This is a genomic window from Streptomyces sp. NPDC033966 (assembly GCF_055575955.1).
The window spans coordinates 583,309-607,410 of sequence record NZ_JBVIRQ010000001.1 but is presented as its reverse complement, the minus strand read 5'-3'; the positions used below and the strand labels follow the sequence as shown (position 1 = coordinate 607,410).

The 24,102-nt window shown below is 73.7% G+C and carries 21 protein-coding genes; 14 read left to right on the top strand and 7 right to left on the bottom strand.

The genetic code is table 11. The annotated features are described in order from the left end of the window. Positions 1-6 precede the first annotated feature (6 nt). Entirely contained in the window at positions 7-1,995 is a 1,989-nt protein-coding gene (locus ACZ518_RS02775; protein WP_469111218.1) for a DEAD/DEAH box helicase, read from the bottom strand. Between the two features lie 450 nt (positions 1,996-2,445). Between ACZ518_RS02775 and ACZ518_RS02770 the strand changes: the two genes are divergently transcribed. After that, entirely contained in the window at positions 2,446-3,204 is a 759-nt protein-coding gene (locus ACZ518_RS02770; protein WP_469111217.1) for a ferritin-like fold-containing protein, read from the top strand. Between the two features lie 60 nt (positions 3,205-3,264). On the opposite strand, the gene ACZ518_RS02765 is transcribed toward ACZ518_RS02770, so the two are convergent. From ACZ518_RS02765 to ACZ518_RS02750, 4 genes are all read right to left on the bottom strand, one after another. After that, complete coding sequence (locus tag ACZ518_RS02765; protein ID WP_469111216.1) at positions 3,265-3,567, bottom strand: hypothetical protein; 303 nt, start codon at positions 3,565-3,567, stop codon at positions 3,265-3,267. Between the two features lie 126 nt (positions 3,568-3,693). After that, positions 3,694-3,921, bottom strand: coding sequence for a DUF3107 domain-containing protein (locus ACZ518_RS02760; RefSeq protein WP_469111215.1), 228 nt, complete (start codon positions 3,919-3,921; stop codon positions 3,694-3,696). 119 nt (positions 3,922-4,040) lie between these two features. Then, on the bottom strand, positions 4,041-4,679 hold the full coding sequence (locus ACZ518_RS02755) for a TetR/AcrR family transcriptional regulator (RefSeq protein WP_007266374.1): 639 nt from the start codon (positions 4,677-4,679) through the stop codon (positions 4,041-4,043). A 168-nt stretch (positions 4,680-4,847) separates the two neighbouring features. Continuing rightward, positions 4,848-5,063, bottom strand: a complete 216-nt coding sequence (locus tag ACZ518_RS02750) for a hypothetical protein (protein ID WP_469111214.1) — start codon at positions 5,061-5,063, stop codon at positions 4,848-4,850. A gap of 131 nt (positions 5,064-5,194) precedes the next feature. Here ACZ518_RS02750 and ACZ518_RS02745 point away from each other — a divergent pair, with 131 nt between their 5' ends. From ACZ518_RS02745 to moeZ, 12 genes are all read left to right on the top strand, one after another. After that, complete coding sequence (locus ACZ518_RS02745) at positions 5,195-6,190, top strand: alpha/beta fold hydrolase (RefSeq protein ID WP_469111213.1); 996 nt, start codon at positions 5,195-5,197, stop codon at positions 6,188-6,190. Positions 6,191-6,194: 4 nt separating this feature from the next. Beyond that, entirely contained in the window at positions 6,195-7,544 is a 1,350-nt protein-coding gene (locus ACZ518_RS02740; RefSeq protein WP_469111212.1) for a DUF3152 domain-containing protein, read from the top strand. Positions 7,545-7,614: 70 nt separating this feature from the next. Further along, a complete protein-coding gene (locus ACZ518_RS02735; protein WP_469111211.1) occupies positions 7,615-7,710 on the top strand; it encodes an Ms4533A family Cys-rich leader peptide in 96 nt (31 codons plus the stop codon). Between the two features lie 194 nt (positions 7,711-7,904). Beyond that, positions 7,905-9,662 (top strand): ABC transporter substrate-binding protein, encoded by a 1,758-nt coding sequence (locus tag ACZ518_RS02730; RefSeq protein WP_469111210.1) that lies wholly within the window; start codon positions 7,905-7,907, stop codon positions 9,660-9,662. After that, on the top strand, positions 9,659-10,645 hold the full coding sequence (locus ACZ518_RS02725) for an ABC transporter permease (protein WP_469111209.1): 987 nt from the start codon (positions 9,659-9,661) through the stop codon (positions 10,643-10,645). The genes ACZ518_RS02730 and ACZ518_RS02725 overlap by 4 nt, the downstream gene beginning before the upstream one ends. Next, positions 10,642-11,634, top strand: coding sequence for an ABC transporter permease (locus ACZ518_RS02720; RefSeq protein ID WP_469111208.1), 993 nt, complete (start codon positions 10,642-10,644; stop codon positions 11,632-11,634). The genes ACZ518_RS02725 and ACZ518_RS02720 overlap by 4 nt, the downstream gene beginning before the upstream one ends. Continuing rightward, entirely contained in the window at positions 11,631-13,319 is a 1,689-nt protein-coding gene (locus ACZ518_RS02715) for a dipeptide ABC transporter ATP-binding protein (protein ID WP_469111207.1), read from the top strand. Before ACZ518_RS02720 ends, ACZ518_RS02715 begins: the two co-directional genes overlap by 4 nt. Before the next feature lie 177 nt (positions 13,320-13,496). Next, positions 13,497-15,098: a DUF3492 domain-containing protein gene (locus ACZ518_RS02710; protein WP_469111206.1), complete on the top strand. Its 1,602-nt coding sequence runs from the start codon at positions 13,497-13,499 to the stop codon at positions 15,096-15,098. After that, positions 15,095-16,141, top strand: a complete 1,047-nt coding sequence (locus ACZ518_RS02705) for a hypothetical protein (RefSeq protein ID WP_469111205.1) — start codon at positions 15,095-15,097, stop codon at positions 16,139-16,141. Before ACZ518_RS02710 ends, ACZ518_RS02705 begins: the two co-directional genes overlap by 4 nt. Before the next feature lie 31 nt (positions 16,142-16,172). Continuing rightward, positions 16,173-17,174: an NAD-dependent epimerase/dehydratase gene (locus ACZ518_RS02700; protein WP_469111204.1), complete on the top strand. Its 1,002-nt coding sequence runs from the start codon at positions 16,173-16,175 to the stop codon at positions 17,172-17,174. Next, a complete protein-coding gene (locus ACZ518_RS02695) occupies positions 17,162-17,917 on the top strand; it encodes a spherulation-specific family 4 protein (RefSeq protein ID WP_469111203.1) in 756 nt (251 codons plus the stop codon). Before ACZ518_RS02700 ends, ACZ518_RS02695 begins: the two co-directional genes overlap by 13 nt. 63 nt (positions 17,918-17,980) lie before the next feature. Beyond that, a complete protein-coding gene (gene moeZ / locus ACZ518_RS02690; protein ID WP_469111202.1) occupies positions 17,981-19,159 on the top strand; it encodes an adenylyltransferase/sulfurtransferase MoeZ in 1,179 nt (392 codons plus the stop codon). A gap of 69 nt (positions 19,160-19,228) precedes the next feature. Here the strand turns inward: moeZ and ACZ518_RS02685 are convergent, their stop codons facing one another. Then, on the bottom strand, positions 19,229-20,782 hold the full coding sequence (locus ACZ518_RS02685; protein ID WP_469111201.1) for an alpha/beta hydrolase: 1,554 nt from the start codon (positions 20,780-20,782) through the stop codon (positions 19,229-19,231). Positions 20,783-20,919: 137 nt separating this feature from the next. Between ACZ518_RS02685 and ACZ518_RS02680 the strand changes: the two genes are divergently transcribed. Beyond that, positions 20,920-21,192: a hypothetical protein gene (locus ACZ518_RS02680; protein WP_469111689.1), complete on the top strand. Its 273-nt coding sequence runs from the start codon at positions 20,920-20,922 to the stop codon at positions 21,190-21,192. A gap of 106 nt (positions 21,193-21,298) precedes the next feature. Here the strand turns inward: ACZ518_RS02680 and ACZ518_RS02675 are convergent, their stop codons facing one another. Then, positions 21,299-23,998: a lysylphosphatidylglycerol synthase transmembrane domain-containing protein gene (locus ACZ518_RS02675; RefSeq protein ID WP_469111200.1), complete on the bottom strand. Its 2,700-nt coding sequence runs from the start codon at positions 23,996-23,998 to the stop codon at positions 21,299-21,301. Positions 23,999-24,102 lie beyond the last annotated feature (104 nt).

Here is a 24,102-nt window from a genome sequence, read left to right as displayed (position 1 = left end):
GCCGGGTCAGCGGAACCGGCGGGTGGTCCGGGCCGGCTCGACCGGCGGGGCCATCTGGAAGTCCGGCTCCGGCGCGGCGGCGGCGGGCTTGCGGGCCCGGGTCCGCCGGGGCGCGGGCGCCTCGGCGACCGCACCCTTGACCACGTCGGGGATCGGGGTGGCCACGGCCTTGCGGGTCGGGACCCGGCGCGGCTTGACCGGGGCCGGCTCGGCGGCGGCGGCCGGAGCCGCGGCGGCGGTCGGGGCCTCGGCCACGGGGGCCTCGACCACGGCGGTGGCGGTCTTGCGGGTCCGCGTCCGCTTCGGCTTGGCCGGGGCCTCCTCGGCCACCGGGGCCTCGGCCACCGGCGCCTCGGCGGCCGGAGCCTCGGCCACGGGGGCCTCGACCACGGCGGCGGCAGCGGTCTTGCGGGTCCGCGTCCGCTTCGGCTTGGCCGGGGCCTCCTCGGCCACGGCCGGAGCCTCGGCCACGGCCGGGGCGGCGACCGCCACCGGGGCTTCGGCCACCGGGGTCTCGACCACGGCGGCCTCCGCCACGGCGGCGACGGCCGAAGCGGTCACGCGGGTCCGGCGGCGGCGCGGCCGGCGCGCCTCGTCGGCGGCGGGAGCCTCGGCGGCCGGGGCCTCGGCCGCGGCCGGGGACTCCACCCCCGACTCGGCGTCCAGCTCGGCACCGCCACGGGTCCGGCGGCGCTGGCGCGGCGTACGGGTGCGCTCGGGGCGCTCCTCCGTCACGACGGCGGCAGCGGCGCCGCGGCCGCCACGGCCACCGCGCCCGCCGGTCTCGCCCAGGTCCTCCAGGTCCTCGGCCTTCAGGCCGGCCCGCGTGCGCTCGGCGCGCGGCAGGATGCCCTTGGTGCCGGCCGGGATGTTCATCTGCTCGTACAGGTGCGGGGACGTGGAGTACGTCTCCACCGGGTCGTGGAAGTCCAGCTCCAGCGCCTTGTTGATCAGCTGCCAGCGCGGGATGTCGTCCCAGTCGACCAGGGTGACGGCGATGCCCTTGTTGCCCGCGCGGCCGGTACGGCCCACGCGGTGCAGGAAGGTCTTCTCGTCCTCGGGCGTCTGGTAGTTGATGACGTGCGTCACGCCCTCGACGTCGATGCCGCGGGCGGCGACGTCGGTGCACACCAGCACGTCGACCTTGCCGTTGCGGAACGCGCGCAGCGCCTGCTCGCGGGCGCCCTGGCCCAGGTCGCCGTGGACGGCGCCCGAGGCGAAGCCGCGCTTCTCCAGCTGCTCGGCGATGTCGGCGGCCGTGCGCTTGGTACGGCAGAAGATCATGGCCAGGCCACGGCCCTCGGCCTGCAGGATGCGGGAGACCAGCTCCGGCTTGTCCATGTTGTGCGCGCGGAAGACGTGCTGCGCGATGTTGGCGACGGTCGCGCCCTCGCCGTCCTCGGAGACGGCGCGGATGTGCGTCGGCTGCGACATGTAGCGGCGGGCCAGGCCGATGACCGCGCCCGGCATGGTCGCCGAGAACAGCATGGTCTGACGCTTCGGCGGCAGGTAGCCCATGATCTTCTCGACGTCGGGCAGGAAGCCCAGGTCGAGCATCTCGTCGGCCTCGTCCAGGACGAGCGCCTTGACGTGCGAGAGGTCGAGCTTCTTCTGCCCGGCCAGGTCGAGCAGGCGGCCCGGGGTGCCGACGATGATGTCGACGCCCTTCTTGAGCGCCTCGACCTGCGGCTCGTACGCGCGGCCGCCGTATATGGCGAGCACGCGGACGTTGCGGACCTTGCCCGCGGTCAGCAGGTCGTTGGTGACCTGGGTGCACAGCTCGCGGGTCGGAACCACCACGAGGGCCTGCGGTGCGTCGGTCAGCTGCTCGGGCGTGGCCCGGCCGGCCTCGACGTCCGCGGGGACGACGACCCGCTCCAGCAGGGGAAGGCCGAAACCGAGCGTCTTGCCGGTTCCGGTCTTGGCCTGGCCGATGACGTCCGTGCCGGAGAGGGCGACGGGGAGGGTCATCTCCTGGATCGGGAAGGGGGACACGATGCCGACGGCTTCCAGGGCCTCGGCGGTCTCGGGAAAGATCCCGAGTTCTCGGAACGTAGTCAGGGTGCTGCCTCTTCTGTGAGACGCGGCGCGAGGCGGCGAGGGGGGTCCTACCGTGCCGGGCTTGCAGTACTGCTGTGTACATACAAAGCTGCGCGGGACCACTGGCCTTCGCTCAAGCGCTTCTGCCGCTGAGGGGGCCCCTCGTGCGGATCGGTGCGCATGGACGCACCACCACACAGAGGGCGGTCGGGTGGAGCCGATCGGGCCACCGACCGGGCATCCTCATTCGGATGGCCCGCCGAGTATTCGGCAGGCGCATTACCACTGTACCTCGGAATCGCGCAGGTGTGTCGGGTGAATTCACCAGGTAGGCGTGTTTACGGAGGTCGACGGTGCGCAGGTGTGGTGACTTGTGCGGCCTTTCGGCGGGCTATTGTGCGGAGCATGTCGACCGTAGAAAACGCATCTCCCGCCGACGACGACGCCCAGGACCAGCCGCAGGGCATCGCCGCCCAGGACTGGGCGACGGCCTCCGCCTCCCCCCAGTACCGGGCCGCCGTCGTGGACCTGCTCGGCGCGCTGGCGTACGGGGAGCTCGCGGCCTTCGAGCGCCTCGCGGAGGACGCGAAGCTCGCGCCCAGCCTGGGTGACAAGGCCGAGCTGGCGAAGATGGCCTCCGCCGAATTCCACCACTTCGAGCGGCTTCGGGACCGCCTCGCGGCCATCGACGCCGAGCCGACCGCCGCGATGGAGCCCTTCGCCAAGGGCGTGGACGACTTCCACCGCCAGACCGCCCCCTCCGACTGGCTGGAGGGCCTGGTCAAGGCCTACGTCGGAGACTCGATCGCCAGCGACTTCTACCGCGAGGTCGCCACCCACCTCGACACCGACACCCGCGCCCTGGTCGTCGGCGTCCTCGACGACACCGGCCACGGCGGCTTCGCCGTCGAGAAGGTCCGCGCCGCGATCGAGGCCGACCCGCGCTGCGGCGGCCGGCTCGCGCTGTGGGCCCGCCGGCTCATGGGCGAGGCCCTGTCGCAGGCGCAGCGCGTGGTCGCCGAGCGCGACGCGCTGTCCACCATGCTGGTCGGCGGCGTCGACGGGATGGCGGCCGGCTTCGACCTGGCGGCCGTCGGCGAGATGTTCACCCGCATCACCAAGGCGCACACCAAGCGCATGGCCGCCCTGGGCCTCGCGGCCTGATCCCCGGCCGGGCGCGTCCACGCCCCGGCGCGCACGGCTCCAGCGGGGCGCGAGGCTTACTCAGCCCCCCGACGAGAGCGAAAACGGAGCGCGCCGGGGGGACCTCCCGGAGCCGGCGGCGGGACGCAGCAGCAGGGACAGGACGACGGCCGAGACGCCGACGCCGCCCAGCAGCGTCGCGAACAGGGTGTTGTGCCCGGGACCCAGCGACATGTGTGTCAGGTACGCCCCGAACAGGGCGCCGACCACTCCGCTGACCAGCACCGTTCTGGTGGAGGGCAGCCGCTTCGCGAGGACTCGCGAGGCGGCGCCGGCCAGTGCGAGGCCGAGCACTCCGGAGCCGAGCGCCTCCATCAGCAGCATCTGGTCACTCCCATGCGTCAGGGCGAACCGGGTCACTGCGGTCCTACCCGAAGCGGAAGAAAGGGAAACGGCCCGGCGGAACCATCCGCCGGGCCGTTTCCTTGTTACTCGGTGCCTCGAAGAGCGTCAGAGCGCCCCGAAACCGACCTTGCGCACGCTCGGCTCGCCCAGGTCGACGTACGACAGGCGGTCGGACGGCACGAGGACCTTGCGGCCCTTGACGTCGGTCAGGCTCAGCAGCGGCGCCTTACCGGACAGCGCGGCGGCCACGATGGCCTCCAGCTCCTCGGCGCTCAGGTCGCTCTCCAGCACGATCTCCCGGGGTGCGTGCTGCACGCCGATCTTGACCTCCACGGCTATGTCCCTCCGACGGTCCGGTTCGCGCGATCAGCCGCGCCGTACCCGGTCCACATTAGCCCGGAGAGGGGACACGATCGGCTCGCGGCGGACACGCTCGCAGCGAACAGCGCCGGTCAGGCCTCCGTCCCGTGCAGCGGGAAACCGGCGATGCCGCGCCACGCCAGCGAGGTCAGCAGCCCCACCGCCGTGTCACGGGCCACCGGGCTCTCGCTGGAGAGCCAGTAGCGGGCCACGACCTGCGAGACCCCGCCCAGACCCACTGCCAGCAGCATCGACTCGTCCTTCGACAGGCCGGTGTCCTCGGCGATCACGTCCGAGATGGCCTCGGCGCACTGGAGCGAGACCCGGTCGACGCGCTCGCGCACCGCCGGCTCGTTCGTCAGGTCCGACTCGAAGACCAGCCGGAACGCGCCGCCCTCGTCCTCGACGTACGCGAAGTAGGCGTCCATCGTCGCCGCCACGCGCAGCTTGTTGTCGCTGGTGGACTCCAGCGCCCCGCGCACCGCCTGCAGCAGGTTCTCGCAGTGCTGGTCCAGCAGGGCGAGGTACAGGTCGAGCTTGCCGGGGAAGTGCTGGTACAGCACCGGCTTGCTGACACCGGCGCGCTCGGCGATGTCGTCCATGGCCGCCGCGTGGTAGCCCTGCGCGACGAAAACCTCCTGGGCCGCGCCCAGCAGCTGGTTGCGCCGGGCACGGCGCGGCAGCCGCGTACCCCGCGGACGCGCTGCCTCGGTCTGCTCGATGGCTGTCACGCCGCCTCCCACTTTCTTCAAGAACACAGTGCGCTCTGCGCCGCGCCGCCATCGTACTTTTCGGTAACCGAATCTGGTGGGTTCAAGCCGAGTTTTCTCGCGGTACGGACCGCTTGGACACACGCCTGACACGCTGGTCAGCGCCCGTCGGAGCGGCGACGGCGGCGATCAGCGGTAGTCCTCCTCGTCCAGTGGGACCACCCGGGCCTGCTCGGCGGCGTCAGCCTCCGGGGCCTCACCCGGGTCCAGGCCGGAGAGCGGCTCATCGTCCTGCGGCTGGATCTCGGTGTGCTGTTCGGCGGCGTCCGCCTCCGGGGCCTCGGCGTCGAGGGATTCCCGGAGCTGCTCCCGGAAGGTGTCCGGTTCCGCGGGGTCGACAGTCATTCCGCTCCCCTCGCCTTCGCTCGTCCTCACTACGAGCCTAGGAGGATCGGGAGTGCGCCGCCAGACGGCCTGTGACTGCGAACACAAGAGAACGCAAGGGGCCGGGCGTGATCGTCTCGTAACATTGGCCCATGTCTTCGACCGAGCCGCCGGGCGTACGGTCCACCGCCGAAGCGGCCTCCCAGGTGGGTGCCGTCCGGGTGGCCGAGGGGGAGCAGCTGCGCACCGTCGCGCTGCCGGGCCTGGAAATGAACGTACGTTTCCGGCCACCGCTGCGGGAGGGTCTGCCGCCCGCGCTGTTCGTGCACGGACTCGGCGGTTCCTCCCAGAACTGGTCGGCCCTGATGGAGCGGCTCGCCGGCACCGTCGACGGCGAGGCCCTGGACCTGCCCGGATTCGGCTGGTCCCCGCCGCCCGCCGACCGGGACTACTCGGTGACCGCGCTCGCCCGCGCCGTCATCCGCCACCTTGACGCCGCCGGGCGCGGCCCGGTGCACCTCTTCGGCAACTCCCTCGGCGGAGCCGTCTCCACCCGCATCGCCGCCGTCCGGCCCGACCTGGTGCGCACCCTGACCTTGGTCTCGCCGGCGCTGCCCGAGCTGCGCGTGCAGAAGTCGGCCGTGCCCACGGCCCTGCTGGCGCTGCCGGGCGTGGCCGCGCTGTTCGGGCGGCTCACGGTCGGGCTGACGGCCGAACAACGCACCCGGGGAGTGACGGACCTCTGTTACGGGGACCCCTCACGGGTGACGACGGAGGGCTTCCGCGCCGCCGTCGAGGAGATGGAGCGGCGCATGGCGCTGCCCTACTTCTGGGACGCGATGACCCGTTCCTCGCGGGGGATCGTCGACGCGTACACCCTCGGCGGGCAACACGGACTGTGGCGCCAGGCGCAGCGCGTGCTCGCGCCGACCCTCCTCGTCTACGGTGGGCGCGACCAACTGGTCTCGTACCGTATGGCGCGCAAGGCCGCCGCGCATTTCCGCGGCTCGCGGCTGCTGAGCCTGCCCGAGGCCGGGCACGTGGCGATGATGGAGTACCCCGAGGTGGTGGCGGCGGCCTTCCAGGAGCTGCTGCGCGACACCGCCGGGCGCGAAACCGACCGAAGTACCGAAGACGGCAAGGGCTGAGGACGTGGGACGACATAGTCGCAAGGCCTCGGCCCCGGTCCGTCCGCAGCCGGAGCCCGAGGCGCCGCAGGCGCCGTACGAGCCGCAGGGGTACGCGGCCGACCCCTACGGGGGCGGGCCGTACACCCCCGACCCGTACGAGCCCGCGCCCGCGCCGTACGCGGGGCCCCGGCCCGGCGGTACGCACCCGGCCGTCGAGCCGACCGCCGTCCACCAGGGGTACGCGCCCCCGCGCGGTGCCCGCCCCGGCGGCCACCCCGAGCACCGGGAAGGCGGCGCCTGGGGTGCCGCCCCGGCCGCCGCCGTCTACGGGGACTGGCGCGGGACACCCCGCGCCACCGCCGCCCCGGCCCCGGCCCCCGCGCCCGCCCCCGCCCCGCGCACCGACACCCCGGCCTTCGGCGAGCCCGTGGCCGCCGCCCGGGCGGAGCCCGCCCCGCGCGACCCCTTCACGTCGACCGGCTCGCACCGCCGGGTGCCCGGACCCCGCAGTCCCGAGGCGTCCGCCGCCGCGCCCGCGACCGGCCGCGGCACGAAGATCCGTACGTACACGGGAATGGCCGCGGCGGCCGTCACCACCGTGCTGGCCGTCGTCGTCGCCGGACAGGTCGCCGCCGACGGCGACTCCGAGACCGCCGCCCGCGCCGCCGGGGACGACGCCCCGAAGCGCACCCAGACCGACAGCTCCCCGGCCTCCCGCTCCGACGGCCGCCCCACCCCCTCCGTCCCGCCGGCCGCGGCCGCGCAGCCGGCGACGTACGAGCAGCAGATGGCCCAGCAGCTGCCCATCGACGCGAAGCTCACCGGCCCGGGGACCTTCGACACCGTGCCCGGCGTCGCCAAGGCCCCGGGCAAGGGGAAGCGGGTGCGCTACCGGGTGGACGTGGAGCAGGGCCTGGGGATGGACGCGCAGCTGTTCGCCGACGCGGTGCAGCGCACCCTCAACGATCCGCGCAGCTGGGCCCACGGCGGCGCGATGACCTTCGAGCGGGTGCCGGGCGGCGAGGCCGAGTTCGTGATCACCCTGGCCAGCCCCGGGACCACCGGCGTCTGGTGTGCCAAGTCCGGGCTCGACACCACGATCGACAACGTCTCCTGCGACTCCGCGTCCACGGAGCGCGTGATGATCAACGCCTTCCGGTGGGGCCAGGGTTCGCAGACCTACGGCGCCGACCAGATGCTCGCCTACCGGCAGATGCTCATCAACCACGAGGTCGGCCACCGGCTCGGGCACGGGCACGTCAGCTGCCAGACCCCGGGCGCCCTCGCGCCGATCATGCAGCAGCAGACGAAGTCCCTCGACATCGACAACATCCGCTGCAAGCCCAACCCCTGGGTGTACCCCGGGAGTTGACCGAAGCGTGCGGACGGGCGGCTTGATCCTTCGTTGACAAGCCGTCCGCTCATCGGTAATTGTTCTCCGCATGTCGCACCGCCACACCTCCGTCGCGAGCGCCGCCATCGAGCTGGCGCTCCTCGGTGTGGCCGCGCACAGCGTGGCCGACATCTTCTGTCGCTGACGCCCTGTCCTGAGCGCGCGACCACCCTTCTCTCCCTTGGCTTCGCCGCGCCCGGGCACTTCCCCTGCCCGCGGGCGCGGCCCCTCGTTCCCCTTCCCGGTCCTCCCGGCGCTCTTGCGCCGTTCCGAGGCCGGACGCCGTCCTCGCGTGGCCCCCGACGTATCTCCTTCCACGCCGAGAGGTCCCGTTTCCCCATGCTTTCCGCCGGTTCATCCCGCCAGTCCCGCATATCGCGCCGCATCGCCGCGGCCACCGTCAGCCTCGTCCTGGCCGGGGGCGCCGCGGCATGCGGGCCCGAGGACGCGGCGGGCAAGGCCGGAGGCGGGTCCGGCGGCAAGCCCGGCGCCGCCGGCGCCCCGCAGAAGGGCGGCACCCTCACCGTCCTCAACACCGAGCCGCAGAACGACTTCGACCCGGCCCGGCTCTACACCTCCGGCGGCGGAAACGTTCCTTCGCTGGTCTTCCGCACGCTGACCACCCGCAACCGCGAGGACGGCCCGGCCGGCGCCAAGGTCGTGCCCGACCTGGCCACCGACACCGGCCGGCCCAACGCCGACGCCACCGAGTGGACGTACACCCTCAAGGACGGGCTGAAGTACGAGGACGGCAGCCCCATCACCACCGCCGACATCAAGTACGGCATCGAGCGCTCCTTCGCCGCCGAACTCTCCGGCGGCGCCCCCTACCTGCGGGACTGGCTGGTCGGCGGGGAGACCTACGAGGGCCCGTACAAGGACGGCGGCAAGGGCCTCGACTCCATCGTGGTCCCCGACGCGAAGACCATCGTCTTCAAACTCCGCAAGCCCGAGGGCGAGTTCCCCTTCCTCGCCACCCAGACCCAGTTCGCCCCCGTGCCCAAGGCCAAGGACACCGGCGCCAAGTACGAGGAGCACCCCGTCTCCTCCGGCCCGTACAAGGTCGCCAAGAACACCGGCGACGGCGAGACCCTGCTGCTGGAACGCAACGAGAACTGGGACCCCAAGACCGACGAGGAGCGCAAGGCCTACCCGGACAGGATCGACGTCCGCTCCGGGCTCGACGCCGCCGTCGTCAACCAGCGGCTGTCCACCAGCTCCGGCCCCGACGCCGCCGCCGTCACCACCGACACCAACCTCGGCCCCGCCGAACTCGCCCAGATCGGCGACAACAAGGAACTCGCGGGCCGCGTCGGCACCGGCCACTTCGGCTACGTCAACTACCTGGCCTTCAACCCGAAGGTCGCCCCCTTCGACAACCCGAAGGTCCGCCAGGCCATCTCGTACGCGATCAACCGCACCAGCGTGATCAACGCCGCCGGCGGCTCCGCGCTGGCCGAGCCGGCCACCACCTTCCTGCCCGAGCGCGAGGCCTTCGGCTTCACGCCCTACGACCACTTCCCGGCCGGCAAGGCGGGCGACCCGGCCAAGGCCAAGGAGCTGCTGAAGGAGGCCGGTCACCCCGACGGGCTCACCATCACCCTCACCCACTCCAACGCGCAGAACCGCCAGACCGGCCCCGACGTCGCCACCGCCGTCCAGCAGGGCCTCGCCGCCGCCGGGATCACCGTCAAGCTGGAGGGCCTGGAGAACAACGCCTTCAACGAGCGCCGCTGGGACGCCAAGAACACCCCCGGCTTCTTCCTCTCCCGCTGGGGCGCCGACTGGCCGTCCGGCGGACCCTTCCTCGCGCCGGTCTTCGACGGCCGGCAGATCGTCACCAATGGCTCCAACTACAACCACGCCCAGCTCGACGACCCCGCAGTGAACACCGAGATCGACGAGATCGCCAAGCTCACCGACCTCGCCGCGGCCGGCAAGCGCTGGGGCGCCCTGGACAAGAAGATCGGCGAGCAGGCCCTCGACATCCCGCTCTTCCACCCCGTCTACAAGCGGCTCGTCGGCAAGGACGTCAAGAACGTCGTCATCAGCGACTGGACCGGCGTCCTCGACATCTCGCAGGTCGCGGTCAAGTGACCCTGCTCCTCGACGGGCCGGCGCCGGCGGCGACCGGGGCCCCCGCCCCGGCCGCCGGCGCCGGCCGCCAGGTCTGGCGACGGCTGCGCACGCGCCCGTCCGCCCTCGGCGCCGCCGCCGTCCTGGCCCTCCTCGTCCTCCTCGCCCTCACCGCCCCCCTCTTCGCCCAGCTCACCGGACAGGACCCGAACGCCTACCACGACGACCTCGTCGACTCGGCGCGCGGCGGCGTCCCCCTCGGCTCCTTCGGCGGGATCTCCGCCGACCACTGGCTCGGCGTCGAACCGGGCACCGGCCGCGACCTCTTCACCCGGCTCCTCCACGGCGCCCGCGTCTCCCTGCTCGTCGCCCTCGGCGCGGTCGCCGTGCAGATGCTCGTCGGGGTGAGCGTCGGAATCGCCGCCGCGCTCGGCAACCGCTACGTCGGACAGCTCATCGGCCGCTTCACCGACGTGATGATCGCCCTGCCCATGCTGGTCATCGCCATCGCCCTCACCGCCGTCGTCCCGCCCGGCTTCCCCCGGCCGCTGCTGCTCGTCCTCGTCATCGGCCTGTTCGACTGGGGCGGCACCGCCCGCATGGTCCGCTCCCAGACCCTCGCCCTGAGCGGCCTGGACTTCGTCGAAGCCGCCCGGCTCTCCGGCTGGGGACCCCTGCGCGTCGCCCGCCGGGAACTGCTGCCCTCCCTGGCCGCGCCCGTCATCACCCTCGCCGCGATCAAGGTCCCCGCCGCCATGGTGGCCGAGGCCTCCCTCTCCTTCCTCGGGGTCGGAGTGAAACCGCCCACCCCCTCCTGGGGGCAGATGCTCTCCGGCGCACAGACCTGGTTCCGCGCCGACCCCGCCTACGTCCTGCTCCCCGCCGGACTGCTCTTCGTCACCGTGCTCGCCTTCACCGTCCTCGGCGACGCCGTCCGCTCGGCCCTCGACCCGCGCGAGGACTCGCGCCTGCGGGTCGGTACCGGAAAGGAGCGCACGGCATGACGCGCTTCGTGCTCAAACGGGCCGCGGGCGCGCTGTTCGTGCTGCTCGCCCTGTCCGTCATCGTCTACGCCCTCTTCTACGTCGCCCCCGGCGACCCCGCCCGCCTCGCCTGCGGGGAACGCTGCAACCCGCAGCAGATCGCCCAGGTGCGCGAACAGCTCGGACTGAACGACCCGGTGGTCACCCAGTACCTGCGCTTCCTGGAGGGACTGCTCGCCGGCCGGGACTACTCCGCCGGCGCCGGGACCGTCCTGCACTGCGACGCGCCCTGCCTCGGATTCTCGTACCAGAACGACCGGGAGGTCACCCAGCTGCTCCTGGAGCGGCTGCCCGCCACCTTCTCGCTCGCGCTCGGCGCCCTCGTCATCTGGCTCGTCGTCGGAGTCGGCACCGGCCTGCTGTCCGCACTGCGGCGCGGCGGGGCCACCGAACGGGCGCTGACCGTGCTCACCCTCGCCGGCACCGGCACCCCCGTCTTCATCCTCGGGCTGCTGCTGCTCATGACCGTCTGCGCCTACCTGCGCTGGCTGCCCTTCCCGACGTACGTGCCCTTCGGCGAGGACCCCGAGCAGTGGGCCTGGAACCTGCTGCTGCCCTGGGTGACGCTCGGCCTGTTCGAAAGCGCCAAGTACGCGCGCCTCACCCGCAGCTCCACCCTGGAGACCCTCGCCGAGGACCACATCCGCACCTTCCGCGCCTACGGCGTCGGGGAGCGGGCCGTCGTCACCCGGCACGCGGTACGCGGCGCCCTCGGACCCGTGATCGCGCTCAGCGCCGTGGACTTCGGCACCCTGATCGGAGGCGCCGTGCTCACCGAGTCCCTCTTCGGGATCCCCGGCCTCGGCAAGACCCTGATCGACGGAGTCCGGGTCGTGGACCTGCCCGTCGTGGTCGGCGTCGTCCTCGCCATCGGCGCCGCCGTCGTCATCGCCGGCGCCGTCGCCGACCTGCTCCACGCCCTCGCCGACCGAAGGGTGGCCCTCGCATGACCGGCCCGCTGGTGGACGTCACCGACCTCGTGGTCGACTTCCCGGTCGGCGCCCCCGGTACGTACGTACGGGCCGTCGACGGCGTCTCCTTCACCCTGGAGCCCGGCCGCGCCCTCGGCATCGTCGGCGAATCCGGCAGCGGCAAGTCCACCGTCGCCGCTGCCCTGCTCGGCCTGCACCACGGCACCGGGGCACGGCTCTCGGGCACCGTCCGGGTCGACGGCACCGACCTGGCCCAAGCCGGCCCGGCACAGCTGCGCGCCCTGCGCGGCGGGACCGCCGCGATGGTCTTCCAGGACCCCCTCAGCTCCCTCGACCCCTACCAGGCCGTCGGCGACCAGATCGCCGAGGTGTACCGCGTCCACACCGCCGCCTCCCGCCGGGCCGCCCGGGCCCGGGCGGCCGAGGTCCTGGACCGCGTCGGCATCCCCGACGCGGTACGCCGCTCCCGCGCCCGGCCCCACGAGTTCAGCGGCGGCATGCGCCAGCGCGCGCTCATCGCGATGGCCCTGGCCTGCGAACCGCGGCTGCTGATCGCCGACGAACCGACCACCGCCCTCGACGTCACCGTCCAGGCCCAGATCCTGGACCTGCTGCACGGACTGCGCCAGGAGCACGGCCTCGGGCTGCTGCTGGTCACCCACGACGTGGGCGTCGCGGCGGAGAGCGTGGACGAGCTGCTGGTCATGCGGGACGGCTCCGCCGTGGAACGGGGCCCGGTCCGCCGGGTCCTCTCCGACCCCGAGGCCCCCTACACCCGGGACCTGCTGGCAGCCGTACCGCGGCTGGACGCCCCGCGACCGCACGCCCCGCGACCGGACGCCCCGCGCGGGGCCCGGCTGCGGGTGGCCGCCGGCCCGGGAGCACCCGAGCCGGAGCCGCAGGCACCCGTCGTCGAAGCCGTCCGCCTGCGCAAGGACTTCGGCCGCGGCCGGCGCAAGGTCGGCGCGGTGGCCGGGGTCTCCCTCGCCGTACGGGCCGGCGAGACCCTCGGGATCGTCGGCGAGTCCGGCAGCGGCAAGAGCACCCTCGGACGGATGCTCGTCGGACTGCTGGAGCCCAGCTCGGGACAGGTCCGGCACGCCGGGACCGAGGTCTGCGGCATCGCCGGCGGCGCCCAGATGGTCTTCCAGGACCCCGTCTCCTCCCTCAACCCGCGCCGCTCCGTCGGAGAATCCATCGCCGACCCGCTGCGCGCCGCCGGAGAGCGCGACGAGGCCCTGATCCGCGCCCGCGTCGACGGGCTGCTGACCCGCGTCGGCCTGGAGCCCGGCCACTACGACCGCTACCCGCACGAGTTCAGCGGCGGCCAGCGCCAGCGCGTCGGCATCGCCCGCGCCCTGGCACCCCGGCCCCGGCTGATCGTCTGCGACGAGCCGGTGTCCGCCCTCGACGTCACCACCCAGGCGCAGGTCACCGCCCTGCTCGCGGAACTCCAGCGGGAACTGGGCATCGCGCTCGTCTTCATCGCGCACGACCTCGCGGTGGTCCGCCAGGTCAGCGACCGGGTCGCCGTCATGCGCGGCGGCGTGGTCGTGGAGGAGGGACCGGTGGAGGAGGTGTACGGCCGGCCCGCCCACGCGTACACGCGACAGCTCCTCGACGCCGTCCCGGCACTCGATCCGGCACTCGCCGCCGAACGACGCTCCGCGCGGCGGGCCGAACGCCAGGAGGCCTTCGCGTAACGCCTTTCTTAGCGTGCTCGAACGCGAACCGTACGGGAAAGTTACGACTCTTCACCCCTTCCGGTGGCGCGACGGACAACCGTCCGTCGCGCCACCGGCGCATCCGCTTGAGTTCTCCCGCGGCGGGTCGCCGGACCGACGGCGACCGCCTGGAACGGGAGATCGGGGGTGCCACTCGTGCGGATCGGACTGGTCACGGAAGGTGGTTATCCGTATGCGGCGGGCGAGGCGAGGCTCTGGTGCGACCGGCTCGTGCGCGGGCTGCCCCAGCACGAGTTCGAGCTCTACGCGCTGAGCCGCACCGCCGGGCAGGAGGAGAGCGGCCGGGTCACGCTCCCGCCGCACGTCAGCCGCGTGCGCACCGCCCCGCTGTGGGCCCCCGCGGACGACGGGCGCACGTACTCCCGCCGCGAGCGCCGGCACTTCGCCGAGTGCTTCGCCGAGCTGGTCCGGGGGATCTGCGCCGGCGAGCCCGACGCCTTCGCCGCCGGACTGTACGCGCTCGCCGAACTCGCCCGCGACCAGGGCGGGATGTACGCGGCCCTGCGCTCCGAGACGGCCGTGCGGGCGGTCGAGTCCGGCTGCCGCGCCCCGGGCGCGGGCCGCGCCGCACAGGCCGCGCGGGTCCCCGACCTGCTGGAGTTCGTGGACGAACTGGAGCGCGCGCTGCGGCCCCTGTCCCTCGACTGGTACGAGGACGAGGGCCTCGGCCGGGCCGACGTCTGCCACGCCGCCGCCGGCGGGGTCGCGGCCGTACCCGGACTGCTGGCCAAACGCTTCTTCGGGGTCCCGCTGCTGGTCACCGAGTACGGCGTCCAGCTCCGCGCCCACTACCTGGAACAGCGCGAGGACACCCGGCCCGCCGTACGCGCCCTGCTGGCCGCCTTCCACATCCGCCTCGCCGGGGAGATCTACGCCGGCGCCGACCTCCTCACCCCCGGCAACGCGCACGCCCGCCGCTGGCAGGAGCGCTGCGGGGCGCCCCGGGAACGGCTGCGGACGGTCTACCCGGGCATGGAGGCGGACCGATTCGCCGCCGTCGGCGAGGACCCCGACCGCGGGGACCCCGACACCCTGGTGTGGGTCGGGCGGATCGAGCCGGCCAAGGACCTGATCGCCCTGCTGCACGCCTTCGCGGAGGTCCGCCGGGCCGCCCCGCACACCCGGCTGCGGATCTTCGCCTCGGCGGCCGCCCCGGGCGCGGCATCCTCCAACTACCTGGCCGACTGCCGCTCGCTGGCAGCCCAGCTCTTCCCCGACGAGGCCGCCGACGCGCGGACCGTGGGGGAGAGCCCCGTCACCTTCGAGGAGATCGGCGGACCCGAGGCGCCCTCGCCGGCCGATGCGTACGGGGCGGGGCGGATCGTGCTGCTGTCCTCGGTGATCGAGGGCTTCCCCATCACCCTGGCCGAGGCCATGTTCTGCGGCCGGGCCACCGTCTCCACCGACGTCGGGGCGGTCCGCGAGGTCATCGGCGGCACCGGGCTCGTCGTCCCGCCGCGCAACCCCCGGGCGCTGGCCGAGGCCTGCCTCGCGCTGCTGGAGGACCCCGAGCGGGCCCAGCGGCTGGGCGCGGCGGCGCGGGCCAGGGCGCTGGAACTGTTCACCGTCGAGCAGAACGTGGCGGCCTTCGAGGAGAGCTACCTGCGGCTCCTGGCCGTTGGTCCCTCACGGACGGAGGGGGAGGTGCCGTTCGCCTGGCCGGCGGAGGCGCGGGTTCCAGGGCCGTGGGTGCCCCACGCGGCCGAGACCGGTCTGGCTCCGGAGGCGGCGGTATGACGACCTCGGACATCACCGGTGCGGCGCCGCTGCCGGGGGCTCTGCCCCCCGACGCTCCCCCGGCTACCGCCGGGGGGACCCCCAGCGCCTCGAACTCCCCCGGCTACCGCCGGGAGGTGCCCCCGGGCGAGGCCGGATTCGGGGCCGGCGGGGCCGAGAGGGGGCGGCGGAAGGCCGCAGGGGATCCCGTCAAGGCGCTGTTGCACCGGCACCGGGAGCTCTGTGAGCGGGCCGTCGATCCGTTGGAGATCGCCGCCGGGCTGGAGGCCCACGGCATCACCGACCGGACCGCCGCGCGCTTCCGGCACCGGGACGTCTTCACCCTCGCCGAGGAGCTGTACGCCCGGACGCCGCGCGGCGAGGCCCCCGACGCCGCGCCCGTGCGGCCCCCGGCCCGGACCCGGGCGGTACGCGGCTTCGGGTACGCCCTGCTGCCCGGCGCCCTCGCCCTCGCCGCGGCCGCCGCCGGGACACCGGGGGCCGGACCCCTCGCGGCGGTCCTCACCGCCGCCGCCCTGGTCTGGCCCGGACGGAGCGCCGGGGGGCGCTTCCCCTACGCCGCCCACCTGCTGGCGGCGGCCGCCGTCGGCTGGGCCGTCCACCGGCACGGCCCCGCCCTCGGCGCCGCCCTCGCGCTGGCCGTCGCCCCCGGACACCTCGCCGGGGTCCTCTACGCCGCCCGGGCGCGCCGCCGGCTCGTGGGGAGCCGGGCCCTGGAGGACTTCGCCGCCGGGGCGCGGCCGCTGCTCGCCGGGATCCTCCTGCTGTTCACCGCGGCCGCCACGGGGGCGGCCGCGCTCACCGGAGCCGCCCCGGGGACGGCGGTGCCGCTCGCGGTGCTGCTGTTCCTGGCCCGGCTGCTGCTGCGGCACGGCGCGCACCGCACGCCGGCCGCCGCGGCCCTGGCGCTCGCCCTGGTCCCGGACCCGGCGGCGGTCCTCGCCGCCGCGGCGGGACTCCTCGTACACGCCTTCCTCGCGCTGTCCCGTGCCTCCGCACACGCGCGTCACCGGCCCCACCGACACCAAGGAGAAACAGCATGACCGGCCAGCCAATCGACCAAGGGGTTGCGCGATGAGGGTGCTGCTGATCGGAGCCAACGGCTACCTCGGGCGTTACGTCGCCGACCGGCTGCTCGCCGACCCGGCCGTGCAGCTCACCGCGCTCGGCCGCGGCGACGACGCCGACGTCCGCTTCGACCTCGCCACCGGGAGCCCGGGCGCGCTCACCCGGTTCCTGGACGCCGTCCACCCGGGCGTCGTCATCAACTGCGCGGGCGCCACCCGCGGCGGCGCCCGGGAGCTGACCCGGCACAACACCGTCGCCGTCGCCACCATCTGCGAGTCCCTGCGCCGCAGCGGCTGCGGGGCCCGGCTCGTCCAGCTGGGCTGCGCCGCCGAGTACGGGCCCAGCCAGCCCGGCTCCTCCACGGCCGAGGACGCCGTCCCGAGACCCGGCGGACCGTACGGCGTCAGCAAACTCGCCGCTACCGAGCTGGTCCTCGGCTCCGGGCTGGACGCCGTCGTGCTCCGGGTCTTCTCGCCCGTCGGGCCCGGTACCCCGGCCGGCTCCCCGCTGGGCCGGCTCGCCGAGGCCATGCGGCGGGCCATGCAGTCCGGGGACGGCGAGCTCAAGCTCAGCGGCCTCGGGGTGCAGCGCGACTTCGTCGACGTACGGGACGTCGCGCGGGCCGTGCACGCGGCCTCCCTGTCCGCCGCCCAGGGGGTCGTGAACATCGGCACCGGCCGTGCGGTCCGGCTGCGCGACGCGGCCTCCGTCCTCGCCCGGGTCGCCGGCTACGGCGGCGCCCTGCACGAGCTGGACGTGCCGCACGGCGCCGACCGGCACGGCCACGGCGGCCGGCCGCAGGGCCTCGCCGCCATCGGCTCCCCCCGCTCCGAGGCCACCCCCGAGCAGCTCGCCGCGACCCCCCAGTCGTACCCCTACCCCGACGGCTGCGGGGCCTGGCAGCAGGCCGACGTGCGCACCGCCCGCGACCGGCTCGGCTGGCGGCCCCGGATCAACCTGGAGGAGTCCCTCGCGGACATCTGGATGGAGGCGGCGTGCCGTATCTGACCACCCCGCCGGGGGCCACGGCGGCGGCCGCGACCGAGGCCGGCCGGCTCGGCCTGGGCATCCCCGGCTACGCGCACCCGCTGGTCGCCCCGGTGGAGTGGGCCGAGCTGACCCGCCCGGGGACCCCGCTGCACTGGGCGGTGCTCAACGTCACGGACGGCCCCGGCGGCCGTCCCGACCCGCACTGCACCGAGGCGGCCGCGAAGCTGCGGCACGCGGGCGGGACGGTCCTCGGGCATCTCGCGATGCGGGACGGCTCCCGGTCCTTCGGGGAGCTGCTCTCCGACGCGCACCGTTTCCGCGACTGGTACGGCGTCGGCGGCTTCTACCTGGCCGGCGCCCCCGCCGACCGGGCGGACCTGCCCGCCGTGCGCCGGGTGACCGACGCGCTGCGCGGGCTCGGCGAGGGGCTGCGGATCGTGCTGGGACACGGCACGCACCCCTACGAGGGCTACGTGGAGGCCGCCGACCAGCTGGTCACCTTCTCCGGGGCATGGGCCGACTACCGCTGGTCGCAGGTGGCGGAGTGGACGGCCGACCACCCGTCGGAGCGGTTCTGCCACCTCGTCCACGGCGTGCCCCGCACCCATCTGGAGGAGGCGGTGCGCATCGCCCGCTGGCAGGGCGCCGGAACCATCTGGTTCACCGACCGCAGGCGCACCCCGGACCGGGACCCCTGGGCGTCGATGCCCGCGTACTGGGACGAAATCGTCTCACGTATCGGACCGGGTGTCTCGGAATGAAGAAGGGCGTGGCAGTGTTACGGGAAGAACCACCGTTCAGACTTACCCATCTACGGAGTCCCCGTGTCGCTGCCACCCCTGGTAGAGCCAGCTGCTGAGCTCACCGTTGACGAGGTCCGTCGGTACTCCCGCCACCTGATCATCCCGGATGTCGGGATGGACGGCCAGAAGCGCCTGAAGAACGCCAAGGTGCTGGCCGTGGGCGCGGGCGGCCTCGGCTCGCCCGCCCTCATGTACCTGGCCGCGGCCGGCGTCGGCACCCTGGGCATCGTGGAGTTCGACGAGGTCGACGAGTCGAACCTGCAGCGCCAGATCATCCACAGCCAGTCGGACATCGGCCGCTCCAAGGCCGAGTCCGCCCGGGACAGCGTGCTGGGCATCAACCCGTACGTCAACGTGGTCCTTCACGAAGAGCGGCTCGAAGCCGAGAACGTGATGGAGATCTTCAGCCAGTACGACCTCATCGTCGACGGCACGGACAACTTCGCCACGCGCTACCTGGTCAACGACGCCTGCGTGCTGCTCAACAAGCCGTACGTGTGGGGTTCGATCTACCGCTTCGACGGCCAGGCCTCCGTCTTCTGGTCCGAGCACGGTCCCTGCTACCGCTGCCTGTACCCGGAGCCCCCGCCGCCGGGCATGGTCCCGAGCTGCGCCGAGGGCGGCGTCCTGGGCGTGCTCTGCGCGTCCATCGGCTCGATCCAGGTCACCGAGGCCATCAAGGTCCTCACCGGCGTCGGCGAGCCGCTCGTCGGCCGCCTGATGATCTACGACGCCCTGGAGATGCAGTACCGCCAGGTCAAGGTCCGCAAGGACCCCGACTGCGCGGTCTGCGGTCCGAACGCGACCGTCACCGAGCTCATCGACTACGAGGCCTTCTGCGGCGTCGTGTCGGAGGAGGCCCAGGAGGCCGCCGCCGGCTCCACGATCACTCCGAAGCAGCTCAAGGAGTGGATCGACGACGGCGAGAACATCGAGATCATCGACGTCCGTGAGATCAACGAGTACGAGATCGTCTCGATCCCCGGCGCGAAGCTGATCCCCAAGGGCGAGTTCCTGATGGGCACCGCCCTCCAGGACCTGCCGCAGGACAAGCGCATCGTCCTGCACTGCAAGACGGGTGTCCGCAGTGCGGAAGTCCTCGCGGTGCTGAAGTCCGCGGGCTTCTCCGACGCGGTGCACGTCGGCGGCGGCGTCATCGGCTGGGTCCACCAGATCGAGCCCGAGAAGCCGGTCTACTAGGAGTGCCCTGAGCAGTGCCCCGAAGGGGCCGTACCCGCGGGCGGGTACGGCCCCTTCCGCATGCCGGGCTCAGGCCGCCGTGCAGACGGTGCCCGCGCCCGGCACCTTGCCGTCCAGCAGGTACGCGTTCACCGCGCCCTGCACGCACTTGTCGCCGCTGTTGTACGCGCCGTGCCCCTCGCCCTTGTACGTCAGCTCCACGCCCACGCCCTTGCCGAGCCGCTCGGCCATCTTGCGGGCGCCCTCGTACGGGGTCGCCGGGTCACCGGTGTTGCCGATCACCAGGATCGGGGCGGCGCCGGGCGCGGAGACGTCCGGGGTCTGCCAGGCGCCGGGCACCGGCCAGTTGGTGCAGCTCAGCATCGCCCAGCCGAGGAAGTCCCCGAAGACGGGCGAGGCCGAACGGAACTCCGGCAGCCGGGCCTTGGTCTCCTCCAGGGTGTAGCGCTCCTTGGAGTCGGCGCAGTTGATGGCGGTGTTGGCCGCACCGATGTTGCTGTAGCGGCCGTTCTGGTCGCGGCCGTTGAGGGCGTCGGACAGGGCCATCAGCAGCTGCCCCTGACCGCCTTCGGCCTCGTCCAGGCCCTGTTCCAGCAGCGGCCACAGCTGCTTGGAGTAGAGGGCCTGGGCGATGCCGTTGGTCGCCTGGGACTCGGTGAGCCGCCGGTCGCCGATGCCGGCGATGGGCTTGGCGGCCAGCTCCTTCTGCAGCTTGATGACGTTGTCCTCGATCTCCTTGGCGGTGCTGCCCTGGAGCCGGCACTGGTCGCCGCGGTTCACGCAGTCCTGGGCGAAGTTGCCGAGGGCCAGCTGGAAGCCCTTCGCCTGCCCCAGCGCGCCCTGTTCGGTGTCCTTCGTGGGGTCCACGACGGCGTCGAAGACCGCCCGGCCCACGTTCTTCGGGAACAGGTGGGCGTAGACCCCGCCGAGTTCGGTGCCGTAGGAGATCCCGAAGTAGTTCAGCTTCTCGTCGCCGAGGGCCTGGCGGATCCGGTCCAGGTCGCGGGCGGCGTTCTCGGTGCCCACGTACGGGAGCACCTTGCCCGAGTTGGCCTTGCAGGCGTTCTGGTAGGTGCGGATGCCGTCGACGAAGGCCTTCTCCTGCTCCGGGGTCGTGGGGGAGGAGTCCTGCGCGTAGTACTTGTCGAGCTGCTTGTCGTCCTCGCAGCGGACGGGGGCGCTGCGGCCGACCCCGCGCGGGTCGAAGCTCACCAGGTCGTACCGGGCGCGCAGGGCCTCGTACTCCTTGGCGGCGCCGGGCAGGGTGGAGATCCCGGAACCGCCGGGACCGCCGAAGTTGAACACCAGCGAGCCGAGCCGCTTGGCCTTGTTGCGGGCCTTCGCGCGGATCAGGGCGATGGGGATGGTCTCGCCCTCGGGCTCGGCGTAGTCGAGCGGTACGTCGAGGGTGGCGCACTGCCAGTCCTGGCCGGGCGCCGACCCGCCGCCCTGGGCGGCCGTGGGGGCGTTGCACTCGCCCCAGGACAGGGGCTTGGCCGGTTCGGCGGCTCCGGTACCGGTTCTCTGCCGACTGCTGCCGCCACCGTCGGAACAGGCGCCGGTGGTGAGCAGCGTTGCGGTGAGCGCGGCGGCGGTGGTGGCCCGCAGGACGTTTCTCGGCATGCCCCCATCCTGTGGGTCCGCCCCCGCCCCCGCCCCCGCGCTGACCCGTTCGGGGGGTGCGGGGACGGGTGCACGTGCGCGGCGGCGGTGATCTCCAGGGCCTCCTCCCAGGTGGCCCGCACCAGCCCGCCCTTGCCGTGCGCCCGCTGGTAGCGGCGGCGGCGCTCCGGGTCGCCCTGGATGTCGGCCCAGGCCAGGACCGAGCCCGGGCGTACCGGCGGGGCTCGGTGGCCTACCACGCGCCGGCCCTCGCGCCGGCCGCGCTGCTCTCCCCGTGGCCGGCCCTCCCCTTCGCCGCGTACCTCGCCCGCGCGGCCACCCTCCCGGGCCGAGGCCTGCGCCCGGCGCTGGTCGGCGCGGTGGAACTCGCCTGCGCGGCGGCCCTCCTGACGACGCTGAGCCTCTCCTGACCCGCCGCTCGCGCGGCGCGAAGCCGGGGAGCGGCTCCGGCGCCGAGCCGTGCGAGCGGCGCGTCGAAAACTAGGGCCTGTCCGACCCTGACCCACCGGACAGGCCCTAGATGGCTTCCTTGCGCGTCAGGAAGTTGAACGACACCCACCCCGGCAGCACCGGCAGCCAGAAGGTCATCAGGCGGAACAGCAGCACCGCCGAGATCGCGACCTCCTTCTCCAGTCCCGCCGCGATCAGACCCAGCGTCAGGGTGGTCTCCACGGCGCCCATGCCGCCAGGCGTCGGAGCCGCCGAACCCAGCGCGTTGCCCGCCAGGAACACCACCGCGATGCTCGCGTAGCTGATGGCCTCGCCGCCCCCGAAGGCGCGGATCGAGGCGTCCAGGCACATCACGAAGCAGCCGGTCAGCAGCAGCATCCCGCCGATGCCCGTCACCAGCTTCTGCGGCCGCTGGAGCACGTCCAGCATGCGCGGCACCACGCCCGCGAACAGCGCCCGTACCCGCGTCACCACGAACTTCCGCAGGAACGGCACCGCCGTGACGACCAGCACCAGCACCGCCACCGTCAGCAGACCCGCGATCACCGTCCTCGACGGGGCCATCTCCGGGGTCTTCTCGGTACCCGTCAGGTAGCCGAAGGCCAGCAGCAGCAGGATGTGGCTGGCCAGCCCGAACAGCTGCGACGCGCCGACGCTCGCCACGGCCAGCCCCGGCCGGACCCCCGCCCGCTGGAGGAACCGGGTGTTCAGCGCGACACCGCCCACCGCCGCCGGGGCGACCAGCTTCACGAACGACCCCGCGACCTGCGCGACCACCGTCCGCAGGAAGGGGACCCGCTCCGGGACGAAGCCCAGCAGGCTCATCGCCGCCGCGAAGTACGTCAGCACCGAGAAGGCCAGCGCCGCCCCGACCCAGCCCCACCGGGCCTGGCCGATGATCGTCGCGAAGTCCACGTGGGCCAGCTGCGTGAGCAGGAAGTACGCACCGAAGGCACCCGCGATGAAGGACACCAGCGTGCGCGGCCGGATCCGTTCCAGCCGGGCCGGCTCCACCGGCGCCTGCGGGCGGATCAGCAGCACCTGCTGGCGGATCTGGCTCAGCAGGTCCTCCTCCCGCGCCCCTTCCAGGGCGTCGTCCAGCGCCCTCTTCTCGGCCTTGCGGTCGGCCGCCGCGGTGGCCGCCGCGGGTTCGGAGCCCGCCTCACGCGCCGCCTTCGCCGCCCGCGAGGACTCCAGTACGGCTTCCCGCTGCCGGTCGGCCCGCTCCCGGGCCAGCCTGCGCAGGGTCGCCCGCGTGGAGCGGCTCAGCGCGATCGGCTGGAGCAGCGGCAGGCAGTCCGCCACCGTGTCCGGCCCGAGCACCGACACCGCCGAGGCCACCGACCGCTCCGCGCCGACCCGCAGGCCGAGCGTGGTCAGCAGCTGTGCGACGTCCATCCGCAGCACCAGGTCGCCGGCCGCGATCTCACCGCCCCGCAGGTCGGTGAGGATCACCTTGCCGGAACGATCCACCACCAGCGCGTCCCCCGTGAGCCGGCGGTGCGCGATCCGGCGCGACTGCAGGGCACGTACCTGCTCCCACGCGTTGCGGCTCAGCTCGTCGGTGATCTCCTCGTCGGCGAGCGCGTCCAGGTTGCGGCCGCCCAGGTGCTCGTAGACGAGCATCACGGCGTCCGGACCCAGCTCGGAGGTGGCGATCAGCTTCGGCGCGTTCGCCCCGGCCGCGATCGCGGCGTACGCGAGCAGGGCCTCCTGTTCGAGGGCCTGGCGCAGCGACTGGATGCTGCGCCGGGTGGTGATCCCGCGCAGGGTCATCCGCCGCCAGACCCGGTAGAAGAAGCCCTGCGCCTGCTGTTCGCGGTCCACGACGGTGACGTCCAGCGGCGGGCCGTCCTCCAGCGTGACGTGGTACCGCCGGCCCCGGTCGCCGGTCTCCGTGCTGTCCCCGTCCGCGGCCTCGGCGCGCATCGCGCTGACCGGCTGGAAGCCGACGCGGCGCAGGCCGGCGAGGAGGTTCTGCCCGGTGGGGCGGACGTTGGGCGAGCCGACCGCGTACAGCGTCCCGTAGGCCACGCTCCAGCCGATCAGCACCGTCAGGATGATCGAGAACGGCGTGGTGTAACCGCTGACCAGCATGGCGAAGGCGTCCAACAGCAGCACCACCCAGAGCGCGACCCGCCAGCGGGGCCGCCGGGTCATCCCGACGGCGGTCATGTACGCGATCACGGGCGCGAGGTACCCGTGCACCGGGTCCGTGGAGCCCGCCGTGGCCGTGGCACGGGTCAGGGCGTCCCGGATGGTCTCGGGGGCGGCCTGGGACACCCACAGGTCGGTGGCCAGGGTCACCCCGTGCGCGAGGACGGCCGCGAGGACGCCGTCGGCGATGCGCAGCCCGTCGCGCTTGATCAGCCGCTCGATGGCGAAGGCCACCGGCACGAGGAGCACGGCGATGCTGGACACCAGCCCCGCGACCTTGATCAGCAGGGCCGGCGCCTGGCCGGTGCCCTGCGTGATGTCCTGCTCCAGGCCCGCGGTGGTGCCGTGGGCGAACGCGGCGATGCCGAGCACGACGGCGATGCCGAGGATCCCGGCGAGCAGGCGTACCAGGTCGGAGGGCCGGTGCACGCGTGCGGCGAGCAGCGGCTCGTCCACCTCGACGCGGTCGGCCGCCGTCGGCGTGTGGCCGGGCGGGTCGTCGGGGTGCGCCTCGTCCGGGCGCGCGTCATCGCCCCTCGCCGCGCCGTCCGGAGGGCTCACAACCCGCTCCTTCGCCGTCACATCCGTCTCTTCTTGATCACGTATCACCAGTCACCGCCCGGAAGATGGTGGCACGGACGGGCGGCCGTGCGGGGCAGCAGGGTGCGCGCCGGTACGGAAGGAAGGCTTCCACCGGACCGGCCGGAGCATCC

What these genes read in the sequence shown, in the direction of transcription:
- ACZ518_RS02770 (WP_469111217.1), top strand. Translation starts at nt 2,446, where the DNA reads ATGTCGACCGTAGAAAACGCATCTCCCGCCGACGACGACGCCCAGGAC.
- ACZ518_RS02765 (WP_469111216.1), bottom strand. Translation starts at nt 3,567, where the DNA reads ATGCTGCTGATGGAGGCGCTCGGCTCCGGAGTGCTCGGCCTCGCACTG.
- ACZ518_RS02750 (WP_469111214.1), bottom strand. Translation starts at nt 5,063, where the DNA reads ATGACTGTCGACCCCGCGGAACCGGACACCTTCCGGGAGCAGCTCCGG.
- ACZ518_RS02745 (WP_469111213.1), top strand. Translation starts at nt 5,195, where the DNA reads ATGTCTTCGACCGAGCCGCCGGGCGTACGGTCCACCGCCGAAGCGGCC.
- ACZ518_RS02735 (WP_469111211.1), top strand. Translation starts at nt 7,615, where the DNA reads ATGTCGCACCGCCACACCTCCGTCGCGAGCGCCGCCATCGAGCTGGCG.
- ACZ518_RS02730 (WP_469111210.1), top strand. Translation starts at nt 7,905, where the DNA reads ATGCTTTCCGCCGGTTCATCCCGCCAGTCCCGCATATCGCGCCGCATC.
- ACZ518_RS02720 (WP_469111208.1), top strand. Translation starts at nt 10,642, where the DNA reads ATGACGCGCTTCGTGCTCAAACGGGCCGCGGGCGCGCTGTTCGTGCTG.
- ACZ518_RS02715 (WP_469111207.1), top strand. Translation starts at nt 11,631, where the DNA reads ATGACCGGCCCGCTGGTGGACGTCACCGACCTCGTGGTCGACTTCCCG.
- ACZ518_RS02705 (WP_469111205.1), top strand. Translation starts at nt 15,095, where the DNA reads ATGACGACCTCGGACATCACCGGTGCGGCGCCGCTGCCGGGGGCTCTG.
- ACZ518_RS02700 (WP_469111204.1), top strand. Translation starts at nt 16,173, where the DNA reads ATGAGGGTGCTGCTGATCGGAGCCAACGGCTACCTCGGGCGTTACGTC.
- ACZ518_RS02685 (WP_469111201.1), bottom strand. Translation starts at nt 20,782, where the DNA reads ATGCCGAGAAACGTCCTGCGGGCCACCACCGCCGCCGCGCTCACCGCA.